Below are 12832 nucleotides of genomic sequence, written 5' to 3' on the forward strand. Positions count from 1 at the left end.
TGCGCTGAGCGGCCCTGCAGTCCCGTCCGTGCCCGGGCGGTGCGCACCATCGAGCGGACCGGGTCCCAGGCCGGCCGAGCTGGGAATTCGCGGGCGGCGTAGGCGCTTGATGCCGCTTCACACAGGTGTGGCGCTCGCGTAGCGTGGGGCGGACACGGCCGTGCATAAGACGATGAGTGCGTGCTGACCCGAACGAGTGATGAGGTAATTCAGATGTCCCAGGAAACCGCAGCTCCTCAGCCTGACCTGAAGCAGGCCCTGCTGACCGCAGCAGAGGGCGAGACCAAGACCGAAGAGCTGGTCGACGTCGTCAACTCCTTCCTGCAGGCCCAGGTGTACCTGCCCACAGTGGAGCAGGCCTCCGAGGACGGCACCATCAACCCGCTGATGCTGCAGGACACCGAAGAGAACGCGGTGATGCCCCTGTTCAGCTCCGAGGACACCATCCCCGCCGAGTACGCTGAGCGCGCCCCGCACACTGCGGTGGTCTCCGGTGTGGCGATCCTGCAGTCGGTGGACAACGCCGGCATCGTGATCGACCCGGGCACCGAGCACCAGTTCCCGCTGAGCCAGGAGCAGCTGGCCGCGATCCGCGAGCAGGTCAGCCAGGCCGCCGGCGGCGAGGCCGCGGAGTAGGCTCTCAGATGACCTGTTCACCGTGGGGCGGTGGGCCACGTGCCCGCCGCCCCACGGTAGATTTGGGCGCATGACGGACCAGACCCCTGAGACCGAGTACGACCTCTCCGACCTCAAGAGCATCCTGGTTGCTGCTGCGGCCAACGCCGACGCCAACGATAAGCAGTACCTCGATGATGACATCAGCGCGATCTTCACCTCCTTCCTGCAGGTGGTCGTGCACATCCCCAGCGTCAGCGCAGCAGACGACGACGGCTTCGCGCCTCTGCTGATGAAGGGCCTGGACGGCGGCTCGGTTCTGCCGATCTACACCTCTGACCAGGAGATCCCCTCCGAGCTGCGTGAGCAGGTCGAGACGGTCGCGGAGGTGCCGGGCGCCGGCGTCGTGCAGTCGCTGGCGAACATCATGGTCGTCATCGACCACGGCACTGCCCACCAGTTCTTCATCACCTCGGACCAGTGGGCCTGGTTCCGCTCCGAGGTGCTCGAGGGCGGGGAGGGCGAGTGACCTCGGAGATGCCGGGGCGCCTGCGCGGCGTCCCTGAGCTGGTGGCCGCAGCCCTCGCGCAGGAGACGGAGCAGCGGGCCTCCGCGGAGAAGGTCACCCATCTGCTGGCCTACCGGGAGAGGGTCTGGAACGACGCCGAGGCCGCGGCCGCCGCAGCCGGTGCGCAGGGTCCGGAGCTGGACGTCCGCCTGGAGGCGGCCGACGACGGCGTGGCCCGTGACATCGAGGCCGCACTGGGGCCCCGGGGGTACGGCGAGGCGCCGCGTGACCCGGAGACCAGCATCCTGGAGGCCCTCGACGCCGCCGAGTGGGTGCGCGAGGAGAACCCCAGCGCCTGGGCGGAGTACGTCGCCGGGCGAACCGACCTGGCTTGGGTGCGCCGCACCTTTCAGAAGGCCCGGGCGCCGCTGCCCGCCGCCGCTGATCCGGAGGCGATGGCGGAGGCCGCGAAGAAGGCCGAGGCCGTTGAGGCGGAGCTGGCGGCCCGCCGGAGCAGCAGGATCCGCAGCTGTGTGCTGCTGTTCGCCCTCGGCGACGCCTGGGGGCGGACCACCGAGTTCACCAGCGACTACGAGCAGCTTCTCGCCAGCCCGCCCCCGGTGCCGCAGGAGCTGAAGGTCACCGATGACACGCAGATGGGCCTCTGCACGCTCGAGGCCATCAGGACCCTGCGCCGCCGCGGCATCACCCTGGAGGTCCTCTCCACGGACGCGGGGCTGCAGAACACGGTGCGCCGGGCGTTCGCCGACGCCTACCTGGAGTTCGCCCACGACCCCGACAACGACCGTGCTCCCGGCGAGACGGTGATGACCGCGCTGGCCGGCTATGAGGCCGCCATGGACAAGATCACCGGGGACGAGGGCGCGGACAACAGCAGCCTGGGCAGCGGCACCATCATGCGCACTCCCTGGCTGGGGCTCCTGCCCTACACCCGGTCCACCCTGATGAGCCTGGCGGTGCTGCAGTCGCAGACCACCCACGGCCACCCGAAGGGATGGGCCGCCTCGGCGGTTCTGACCCTGCTGGTGAGCGACCTGCTCAACGGCCGGGTCTCCGCGCCCGCCCATCCGGAGCTGCTGTTCCACGCGGTGAGGGTCATCGACGAGATCCGTGACATGGACTCGCCGCTGGCGGAGGCCATGGGCGAGGACCTCGATGCCCTGGAGCGGGATCTGCTGGGCTTCGCTGCCCGCTGGTACGCCGTGGAGAGGACCCTGGACCCGTCCGGCGAGCAGCAGGCGGATGTGAACACGGTCTTCGGCGAGGGCTGGACCGCGGACGAGACCCTGTTCAACGTGCTCGGCGTCGCCTCGCTCTACGCCGAGGAGACCGTCATTCCGGCGATCAGACGGTTGGTGATGACCCGGGGAGACTCGGATTCGATCGCGGCGGTGGGCGGTGCCGTCATCGGCCTGCAGCATCCGCGGAACCGTGCCGCCCTGGACATGATCCGGGGTCGGCTGGAGCCGCGGTACCGCAAGGAGCTCGACGCCGCCGCCGAGTTCCTCGTCACCCACCACCTGTAGGGGCGTCCGGCCCCGGAGCGGGGCTGCCGCGGTCGATGTCAGAGGCTCCCGCTACGGTGGTGGTCGATGAGAGAGGCGGCAGAATCCAGGAGGGGCGAGATGACTGACAGGCTTGTGCGGGACGCCGACCAGGAGCAGGTCCTGCAGCTGCTGGGCACCGGGCACGGCCCTCTGCTGGCCTGGGGCGGGCCCGGCACCGGGAAGACGAGCCTCACGGAGGAGCTCGCCCTGCGGTTCCTCGCGCAGGGCCACGACGCCCGGCGGCTGCTGGTGCTCTCACCCACCCGCGCGTCTGCGGCAGGGCTGCGGGAGCGCATCGAGAGTCGCTGGGCGGCAGAGGCACCTGACGCCGCGCTCAGCGACCAGCCCTCCCGCTCGTTCGCCTCCTACGCGTTCTGGCTCCTCGGGGAAGCACGACGGCGCCGCATCCTCAGCTTCGCCGCCCGCGCGCCCCGGCTGCTCTCCGGGGCCGAGCAGGACCGCATCATCCGCGACATCCTCGCCGAGATGGACACCGCGGAGGCTGAGCACTGGCCCGGCTCACTCACCGAAGCCGCCTCCGCCGACGGGTTCCGCAAGGAGATCCGCGAGCTCATCGACCGCACCGCCGAGCACGGCATCACCCCCGAACAGCTCACCGCGCTCGGCCAGCAGCACGGCAAGCCCGAATGGGAAGCCGGAGCCGAGGTGTATCGCCGGTACCGGGAAGCACTCGACAGTCCCGCCTACGCCGATGCCTTCGACCCCGCGGGGCTCATCAACGCCGCCGTGGAGCTCCTCCGGGACAGCCCCGAGCTGCTCAGGGCCGAACGTGAGCGCCTCCAGCTCATCCTCGTCGACGATCTCCAGGAGGCGGGCGCCAGCACCTTCCGGCTCCTGCGGCTCATCGGCGCCGGCCGCGCGGTCATCGCCTTCGCGAATCCGGACGCCGCCGTCCAAGGGTTCCGAGGTGCCCGGCCCGACAGGCTCCGCCCGTGGACAGCCTTCGGACAGGCCGGCTCCATGCAGCCCGACGCCGCTGCCGGCCTGCCCGGCAGCGAGGCCAGCACCCTTACGCTGCGCACCAGCCACCGGCTCAGCCCCGGCCTCAGCGAGATCTACACCCGCACCGTCCAACGCATCGGCGCGGTCGGCCCCGCCGAGCTGCGGAGGCCCTACGAGCAGGTGAGCTCCGCCGAGAGGGGCAGCGCCGCCCAGGCAGCCGAGGCCGTCACCGCAGCCAGCGGGCATGTTGCCGAGCAGGCTGTCATCGCCGAGATCCTCGACCGCTACGACGACGCCCATGTTCCCTTCGGAGAGATCGCCGTCATCGCCCGCAACGGGGCCGCCGCCCACCATCTCGGCCAGGTCCTCCGCGCCCACAGCATCCCCGTGCTCCAGCCGATGAGCGAACGAGTGCTCAAGCAGGAGCCCGCCGTCGCCCCCCTGCTGCGGATCCTCGAGCTCGTCACCGCCCATACCGTCCCGTTCGCGGATCCCGAGCAGAGCACCGGCCTGCAGGTGCCGCTCGAAGACCTCATCGAGCTTCTCAGCAGCCGGTACGGCGACACTGACCCGCTCAAACAGCGCAGGCTGCGACAGCTGCTGCGCCAGGCCGAACGGCGCCGCGCCCAGCAGACCGGCGAATCGCCCCGAGAATCCGACGCGCTCCTCCTCGAAGCCGGCAGCAGCCCCGAGTCACCGGTGCTGCGCGCCGTCGCCGACGAGTTCCCCGGCATCGCCTACGGGATCAGCCGCATCGCCCGGATGGTCCGCGCCGCCCGCGACGTGGTCGAGGCAGCTCCCCAAGCCGCCGGGCCGGAAGAAGTCCTCTGGGCCGCCTGGGAAGCTGCCGCCGTCTCCGAACGCTGGGCGGAGACCACCCGCGGCACCGGGTGGGAAGCCGGACGCGCCGATCAGGACCTCGACGCCGTCCTCGCCCTCTTCCACGCCGCCGAACGATTCGCTGACCAGAACCCCCGGGCACTCGCCGCCAGCTTCGCCGACCACATGAACCGGCTCGAACTGCCCATGGACACCCTCGCCGAAGGCTCGGCCCCCGAAGATGCCGTGCGCATCCTCACCCCCGCCACCGCCGCAGGACGCGAATTCGACACTGTCATTCTCACCGGGGTGCAGGAAGGCGTCTGGCCCAACCTCAGACCCCGCGGCCAGCTGCTCGCCAGCACCGACCTCGTCGACGCCGTAGAACACGGCACGGCGCCCGAAGACAGCAGTCACCTGGTCAGGCGCGTACGCACCCTCCAGGACGAATACCGGCTCTTCGCGGCCTCCGCATCCCGGGCGCGCGCCCGCATCTTCGCCATCGCGGTGGAGTCCGAGGAGGAGCGGCCCAGCATGCTCCTCGACCTCATCGCCCCCGCCCACCAGCGCGCCCCAGCGGCCAGCCTCGCCCCGGACCCCCTCACCGGCCCCCGGCTCGTGGCCCAGCTCCGCCGCCATCTCGAAACCCACGGCGAGGACCACGACGCCGCCCAGGCGCTCGCCGCCCTCGCTGAGCACCGCATCAGCGGAGCCGACCCCAGCCACTGGTGGGGCCTCCAGCCGCTCAGCACCGAGGGGCCCATCCTGGACCCCGAGGAAGAGGTGCGCGTATCTCCCTCCAGCGTCGGCAGCGCCGTCGAGGACCCCCTCGGCTGGTTCACCGCCGAAGCCGGCGGCACCGAACCCACCGACTTCAGCCGAATGCTCGGCACTCTCATCCACGAAGTCGCCGAGGCCCACCCCGAAGAGACTGACCCGCAGAGGCTCAGCGAGGCGCTCGCCGCCCGGTGGGACCAGCTCAGGCTCGAGCCCGGGTGGCAGGCCGAGGCCGAATGGGCCCGGGCCCAAGACATGCTCCGGCAGCTCGCCGACTACCACCGGGAGGCCGGGGCCGCCCGCGAGCTGGCTCATGTCGAGCTCAAAGCCGCTGCGGCCACCACGCTGCAGCTGTCCGGCGGAGAGCGTGAGGTCGTCATCAGCGGCATGATCGACCGCATCGAAAGGACCCTCGAAGGCACTCTCTGGGTCATCGACCTGAAGACTGGACGCAGCGCGGCCAGCGCCAAGGCCACCGCCCGGCACGCCCAGCTCGGCACCTACCAGCTGCTCCTCGCCCACGCAGACCTTCCTGAGAACCTGCGGGCGCCCCTGGAAAAGGCCGCGCTGCTCTACGTCGGGGTGAACAAGAACCCCACCACCCGTGAGCAGGACGCAGCGCCCCTGGAGAACCCCCACGCCTGGCCGCACCGGATGCTCCATGCCGCCGCGGAAGCGATGACCGGAGCCAGCTTCGCCGCCCGCCGCAGCCCCGGGGGAGGCTGGACTGGGCCCGGCCAGAGCCCCGGCCCGCTCAGCCCCCTCGCTGAGCAGAACAAGCAGGTCACCCAGCCATGAGCCTCCACACCCCCCGCCCCTCACCCCAGTACACCTCCGCGGAGATCGCCGAGCGGCTCGGAGCCGACCCGCCCACGCCTGAGCAGAAGGACGTCATCGAGGCGCCCCTGGAGCCGGCGCTGGTCATCGCCGGAGCAGGCTCCGGCAAGACCGCCACCATGGCAGACAGGGTCGTCTACCTCGTCGCCAACGGCATCCTCCGGCCTGATCAGGTCCTGGGCGTCACCTTCACCCGCAAAGCCGCCGGGGAGCTGCGCGAACGAGTCGTCGCCAAGCTCACCCAGCTCGTCCAGGCCGGGCTGCTCGACCGCAGCACCCTCATCCCGGAGGGGACCCTCGAGGATGATGTCGTGCTCGACGCCCAGGGGCTCGTCTCCCCCGTCATCTCCACCTACCACTCCTACGCCCAGTCCCTGGTCACCGAGTACGGGATGCACATAGGCCTGGAGCCGGAGGTCGAGCTCATCGGTGACGCCGCCGCCTGGCAGCTCATCACCCCGCTGGTCCGGCGCTACGAGCGCGGCGACGCCTTCGTCGACGCTGGGACCGCTGCCTCCACCCTCCCCAACCAGGTGCTCACGCTCGCCGGAGACTGCGCCGAGCACCTCGTCGCGCCCGAGCAGGTCGCCGAATACCTCCAGGGGGAGCTCGCCCGCGGTGAGCGTCTCTCCGAGCAGAAGGCAAAGCCCCTGACCAGCGGGGAGCAGGGCCTGCTGGACCTGCTGCGCACCCGCGGGGAGCTGCCCGAGCTGGTCCGCCGATATCACCAGGCCAAAGAGGCCGAAGGGCTGATGGACTTCGGCGACCTGCTGCGCCATGCGGTGAGCATCGCCCAGACCGTGCCCGCCGCCGCGGCTGCCGAGCGCAGCAAGTACAAGCTCGTCCTGCTCGACGAGTTCCAGGACACCTCCTACGCTCAGCTGGAACTCTTCGCGAAGCTCTACGGCGAAGGGTCCGGCACCGCGGTCACCGCCGTGGGCGACCCCAACCAGTCGATCTACGGGTTCCGCGGCGCCTCCGCCGGCCAGCTCTTCGACTTCTCCCACCGGTTCCCCACCGTGGACCCGGTCACCGGTGAGCGGGCACCCGCGGGGCTGCGGCAGCTCACCGTCGCGTGGCGCAACGGACGGGCCATCCTTCGGGTCGCCAACACCGCGGTGGAACGCTTCACCCAGGACGCGCACAACCCCCAGCAGCGCTGGCACCGCTCCACCGCTCACCTCAGGCGCAGGCTCAGCCCCCTGCGCACCCCCGACGCCGCCGGGATACTCCCACAGGACAGAGTGCGGACCGGCGAAGTCCGGTACGGGTTCTTCACCACCGACGCGGACGAGGCGCAGACCATCGCCGCCCACCTCACCCAAGAGATGGAGAACGCCCGGAAGCATGGGCAGAAGCCGCCGTCCTGCGCAGTGCTCGCCCCCACCCACAGCCAGCTCGCCGACATTGCCGAGCGGCTGCGCCGGGCCGGACTCGAGTATGAGCTGCTCGGCCTGCGCGGCCTCATCCATGTCCCCGAGGTGGCTGAGACCATCGCTCACCTCCGTGTGCTCGCAGACCCGGGGCGCTCCGATGCCATGATCCGCATCCTTGCCGGAGCCCGGTACCGGCTCGGCCCCAGAGACCTCCGCACCCTCGGCCGGTACGCCTCCGGGCTGCAGAACCGGCGGCGCCGCCGGCCCGTCCCCGAAGGCGAGGACGAGCCCCATGATGCCGAGCGTCTGCCGACCTCCGAGCTGGAGGTCGACGAGCTCTCCAGCCTCATCGAAGCCATCGACTCGCTGCCCGCCGACACCGCCCGGCTCACCGACCAGTACGGGTTCAGCGAGACCGGCGCAGCCCGCCTCCTGCGGGCCCAGGACGACTTCCGGGCTCTGCGCAGCCTCGTCGGCCTCGACCTCGGCACACTCATCCAGCGTCTCGTCGCGCACATCGGCCTCGACGTGGAAGTCGCCTCCCGCCCCTGGGAGGCCCAGCACCACGCCACCCGGCAGATCGACGCGTTCATCGAGCAGGCCCAGGCCTATGCCTCGGGGGCAGACCCCACCGACCTGCGCGGATTTCTCACATGGCTCGACGCCGCAGCAGCCCAGGAGCGCGGCCTGGAGCAGGCCCCCAAGGACCCCGTCCCCGGCGCCGTCCAGCTGCTGACCGTCCACGCCTCCAAAGGCCTCGAATGGGACGTGGTCGCGGTGGCCGGACTGCGGGAGGAGAAGTTCCCGCAGCGCAGGGCGGCCGCCCAGAACTGGCTCAACAGCCAGGCCAACCTGCCCTGGCCGCTGCGCGGCGACCGGGAGTCCATTCCCCAGTGGGACTCCGACCAGGAGACCGCCCAGCTCTGGGCCTGCTCCGCCGGTGCCGCGAGCTCCAAGAAGTACGAGGGCGGCGTGTTCAAGGAGGACTGCGCCTCCTTCGCCCGCGAGGAGCAGCGCCGCCTCGCCTACGTCGCCTTCACCCGCGCCCGCCGTCTGCTGCTGTGCACCGGCGCGAGCTTCTACGGGTCCGCCGGAGGCAGAGAGCCCTCCGAGTTCCTCGAAGACATCCGCCGGGCAGATGCCGACGCTGACGGAGAAGGCTTCACACGGCTGAACTGGTACGAGTACGACGCTGAGGACAAGCCCGAGAACCCCGACGCCGGGCAGCTCGAGGTCGCCGAATGGCCCTATGATCCCCTCGCCGAGGTCCCCGTGCGCCGCGTGAAGCACGTGGAGGCTGACCCTCAGGACCCCACCTCCATCGACCAGTACGTCGAGCTCGAGACCCGCCGACCATTGCCGAAGACCCGCCGCCCCGCCCTGGAGCAGGCCGCAGAGCTGGTCCGGCAGGCCCAGGCCGAGATGGGCGGCGGGACCGCGCCCTCCGAGAACATCCCACGGACCGACAGTCCTTGGGCAGATCGCGTCCAGCACGTGATCCGACGGGCCGAGCTCGCCCGGCGCAGCGCCCGGCGTCCCGCCCTGCCCGAGCACCTGAGCGCCTCCAGGCTCATCGCCCTCGCCCAGGACCCGGCGGAGGTCGCCGAGCAGGTCCGTCGGCCGGTGCCTCGGCGCCCGTCCCGCGCGGCCCGCCGCGGCACCGTGGTGCACGCCTGGGTGGAGCAGCAGTTCGAGGCCACCGCGCCCTTCCCCGAGATCGACGACGCCGTCAGCGCCGACAAGGACCTCGAAGTGATCTTCGACCTGGAGACGGTCAAGGAGAACTTCCGGGCCACGCCCTGGGCCCAGCGGCAGGTCTACGCCATGGAGATCGCTGTGGAGGCCTCACTGGCCGGGGTCACCCTCCGGGGCCGGCTCGATGCCGTGTTCGGGACCGGACCCGACGGTCAGCAGCTCGGCACCGCCGACTACGACCGCTGGGAGCGGCTCCCCAAAGCTGAGCGCAACGCCAGGATGGCCGAATGCACCTGGGACCTCGTCGACTGGAAGACCGGCAGCGTCCCGACCGGCAAGGACCTGCAGCAGAAGCAGCTGCAGCTGGCCGTCTACCGGCTCGCGTTCAGCAGGCTCTACGGCATCCCGGCGCAGCAGATCAGCGCCCACTTCGTCTACCTCGACCAGGGAAGGACCATCACGCCCGAGGCACTGCAGTCAGAGGACGAGCTGGAGCGCCTGATCATCCAGGCGCGCGCTGCGTTCGGCTCATGACACAGTTCAGCTAGGGTGCTGGGCATGTCTGCCATCACGACGAACGCTGCCTGGATCACACGCTTCACCGCCGCGCTGGAGGCCAAGGGCCTCAGCCACACCGTAGGCCCCTTCAACGACATTGCCGTCAAGGTGGAGGACACCGAGTACGTCATCCGGAACACAGCGAGTGTGGTGCCCCAGCGCATCCACCTCGTCGGGCGCCCGGCCGAGCCGGTCACCGCCGAGGCCGCGCAGCTGGAGGGCGTCACGGTCAAGCAGCAGTTCGACGACATGACCATCCGGGCCCGCGGCCGCGCCGTCCTCGACCATCAGGGACAGGTCTATTTCGACCTGATCTGCGTCGCAGGGGAACCCGGGGATGTGCCCGCCCAGGAGCGCCTCGAACGGCTCCTGCCGCAGCTGTTCGTCCTGATGACCCAGATGCAGCAGCAGCTGAAGGGCTGAGGCCGACCAGTCAGACGGGGTGCCCGCCGCGGCGGGCCATCCGGATCGCCACGCAGGTGATCAGCACGCCCACCGTGGCTGAGATCGCGCCCGCATAGGCGGGGGAGCGCAGCGGCTCGGCGCCGATCTGCAGGTCGATCACCATGCCGCCCACGAACGCGCCCATCGCGTTCGCAGCGTTGAACGCCGAATGGTGGAAGGTCGCAGCCAGCTGGGGAGCCTTCGGAGCGACGTCGATCAGGTGGGTCTGCAGCGTGGGGCCCAGGCTCGAGGCGGAGATGCCCACCAGCACCAGCAGCGTCACCATCAGCCACGGGATGTGCGCGAAGAGTCCGAAAGCGGTCATGAACACCGCTACCAGCACCATCGCGATCAGCGCGGTCCACAGCACCGATCTGTCCGACATCCAGCCGCCCACAAAGTTGCCGATCAGGCCGCCGACGCCGAACAGCAGCACCACCACCGGAAGGGCCGACTCGGCGATCCCGGTCACGTCCACAGCGATGTGGGAGATGTACGCGTAGATGGCGAACATTCCCGAGAACCCGACCACGCCCATCGCGATGCCGACCCAGAGCCGGGCGTTCGCAAGTCCGCGGATCTCCCCGGAGAGCGACGCGCCCTCCGGAGGCTGCTGCTTCGGGGCGAAGAACACGATCGCCAGCATCGTGACCACCGCGAGCACAGCGGTCACCAGGAACATCGCACGCCAGTGCGTCATCTGCCCCAGCCAGGTCACAGCAGGCACACCGACCACGTTGCAGATAGCCAGCCCGGACAGCACCGTCGCGATCGCCTTGGCACGCTTGGCCGGGCCCGCCATCTGGGCGGCCATGAGCGCAGCCACCGCGAAGTAGGCGCCGTGCGGGAGCCCGGAGAGGAACCGGGCCGCCAGCATCAGCTCGAAGCTCGCGGTGAAGAAGCTGATGATGTGCGCAACGATGAACAGCACCAGCAGCATCAGCAGGAAGGAGCGCCGTTCCCGCTTCGCGCCCAGCAGTGCCAGCACCGGCGAGCCCAACACCACCCCCAGGGCGTAGAAGGTCACCAGCATCCCGCCCTGGGAGATCGAGATTCCCAGATCAGCCACAGCCTCGCGCTGCAGCCCCATGATCGCGAACTCGGTGACTCCGATGGCGAAGCCGCCCAGGGCCAGGGCGATGATCGCGACCACCACTTGCTTCGGCGAGTACTCCGGCCCCTCACCGCTGACGGGGACCTCCCCAGTGACCACCGGCACGGAGCCTGTGATGAGGGGAGCCCCGCCTGTGGCGGGGTGCGGCGAGGCTGTGCTCTCAGAGCGGGGCTGATGTGAGCCCTCGGGCTCCTGGGGAGTGTTCAGACCTTCAGTCCTTCTCGTTTGGTCAGGTGGATCGCATACAGGGTAACGACGACGCCCAGCACCGCGAAGATCGCACCGGCGAAGGCAGGGGCGCGCAGGCCCAGGCCCATGTCGATGACGAGGCCGCCCAACAGGGCGCCGAGGCCGTTGGAGGCATTGAACGCCGAGTGCTGGAAGGTCGCCGCCAGCTGCGGCGCCTTCGGGGCGGTGTCGATCAGGTGGGTCTGCATTGCCGGACCGAGGCCGGCGGAGGCGGAGCCGAGCAGCAGCAGCAGGCCGACCATGATCCAGCCGATGTCCGCAAGGAGGCCGAACAGCGTCATCGAGATCGCCACTGCGATCGCCATGCCCAGCACCGTGTACAGCACGGACTTGTCGGTCAGCCAGCCGCCCACGAACGTTCCGATCACCATGCCGGTGCCGAAGACGAAGGTGATGAACGGCAGGCTCGATTCGCCGAACCCGGCCAGGTCCACTGCAATGTCAGCGATGAAGGAGTAGACGGCGAACATCCCGAGGAACCCGAACACGGCAAGGAAGACGCCCACCCAGAGCCGCTGGTTCTTCAGGCCCTTCAGCTCCGCGGAGATGGAGGCTCCGGCGGCTGCGGGCTGACGCGGGGCGGCGAACGCCACGGCGATCATGGTGCCGACCGCCACCAGCGCGGCCACCAGGAACATGGCCCGCCAGCCCCAGAGCTGGCCCAGCCAGACCACCAGCGGCACACCGGCCATATTCGCAATGGTCAGTCCGGAGAGGACGACGGCGATCGCCTGGGCGCGCCTGGTGGGGCCCGCCATATGCGCGGCGATCAGCGCGGCGGTGGCGAAGTAGGCGCCGTGCGGCATCCCGGAGAGGAATCGCGAGACCAGCATCATCTCGAAGTTCGGGGCGATGAAGCTCAGGAGGTGGGCCACGGCGAAGAATCCGAGCAGGAACAGCCCGTAGGACTTCCGCTCCCGGCGGGCGCCCATCAGCGCCAGCACGGGGGAGCCCAGCACCACTCCGAATGCGTAGAAGGAGATCAGCAGGCCGCCCTCGAACTCGCTGATGCCGAGATCAGCACGCGCGTCGCGCTGCAGACCCATGATCGCGAATTCGGTGACGCCGATGGCGAAGCCGCCCATCGCCAGGGCGATGATGGCGACGACGATCTGCTTGGGGGAGTACTGGGGGCCGCCGCGACCGCTGACAGCCTGCATGGACCCGGTCACCGCGGGCATGGACCCGGTGAGGATGGAGATCGGGCTGGTCATCGGCCCGATCGCGGAGGTCTCAGGCTCCTGGACGGTCTGGTTCGGCTTGCTGGTCTTGGTCATGTCTGGCTCGACCCTTCAAAACGGCTTCAATC

At 70.1% G+C, this 12832-nt stretch carries 8 protein-coding genes; 6 read left to right on the plus strand and 2 right to left on the minus strand.

Annotation, left to right across the window (positions count from 1 at the left end):
* Positions 1–213: 213 nt before the first annotated feature.
* The 6 genes from FWJ47_RS04845 (at position 214) to FWJ47_RS04870 (ending at position 10139) form a co-directional block, all read left to right on the plus strand.
* Positions 214–636, plus strand: a complete 423-nt coding sequence (locus FWJ47_RS04845) for an SseB family protein (RefSeq protein ID WP_147104881.1) — start codon at positions 214–216, stop codon at positions 634–636.
* 70 nt (positions 637–706) lie between these two features.
* Positions 707–1144: an SseB family protein gene (locus FWJ47_RS04850; protein WP_147104885.1), complete on the plus strand. Its 438-nt coding sequence runs from the start codon at positions 707–709 to the stop codon at positions 1142–1144.
* The gene (locus FWJ47_RS04855) at positions 1141–2670 is read left to right on the plus strand and encodes an ADP-ribosylglycohydrolase family protein (RefSeq protein WP_147104888.1); all 1530 of its coding nucleotides are present in this window, start codon (positions 1141–1143) and stop codon (positions 2668–2670) included. Before FWJ47_RS04850 ends, FWJ47_RS04855 begins: the two co-directional genes overlap by 4 nt.
* 99 nt (positions 2671–2769) lie before the next feature.
* Positions 2770–6048, plus strand: a complete 3279-nt coding sequence (locus tag FWJ47_RS04860; RefSeq protein WP_170228484.1) for a PD-(D/E)XK nuclease family protein — start codon at positions 2770–2772, stop codon at positions 6046–6048.
* On the plus strand, positions 6045–9692 hold the full coding sequence (locus FWJ47_RS04865) for an ATP-dependent helicase (protein WP_147104894.1): 3648 nt from the start codon (positions 6045–6047) through the stop codon (positions 9690–9692). Before FWJ47_RS04860 ends, FWJ47_RS04865 begins: the two co-directional genes overlap by 4 nt.
* A gap of 24 nt (positions 9693–9716) precedes the next feature.
* The gene (locus FWJ47_RS04870; protein WP_147104896.1) at positions 9717–10139 is read left to right on the plus strand and encodes a hypothetical protein; all 423 of its coding nucleotides are present in this window, start codon (positions 9717–9719) and stop codon (positions 10137–10139) included.
* 10 nt (positions 10140–10149) lie between these two features.
* On the opposite strand, the gene FWJ47_RS04875 is transcribed toward FWJ47_RS04870, so the two are convergent.
* Both FWJ47_RS04875 and FWJ47_RS04880 read right to left on the minus strand, forming a co-directional pair.
* Positions 10150–11373: an MFS transporter gene (locus FWJ47_RS04875; protein ID WP_246126165.1), complete on the minus strand. Its 1224-nt coding sequence runs from the start codon at positions 11371–11373 to the stop codon at positions 10150–10152.
* Positions 11374–11477: 104 nt separating this feature from the next.
* The gene (locus FWJ47_RS04880) at positions 11478–12800 is read right to left on the minus strand and encodes an MFS transporter (RefSeq protein ID WP_246126166.1); all 1323 of its coding nucleotides are present in this window, start codon (positions 12798–12800) and stop codon (positions 11478–11480) included.
* Positions 12801–12832 lie beyond the last annotated feature (32 nt).

The sequence above is a fragment of the Nesterenkonia populi genome, assembly GCF_007994735.1.
Taxonomy (GTDB): Bacteria; Actinomycetota; Actinomycetes; order Actinomycetales; family Micrococcaceae; genus Nesterenkonia; species Nesterenkonia populi.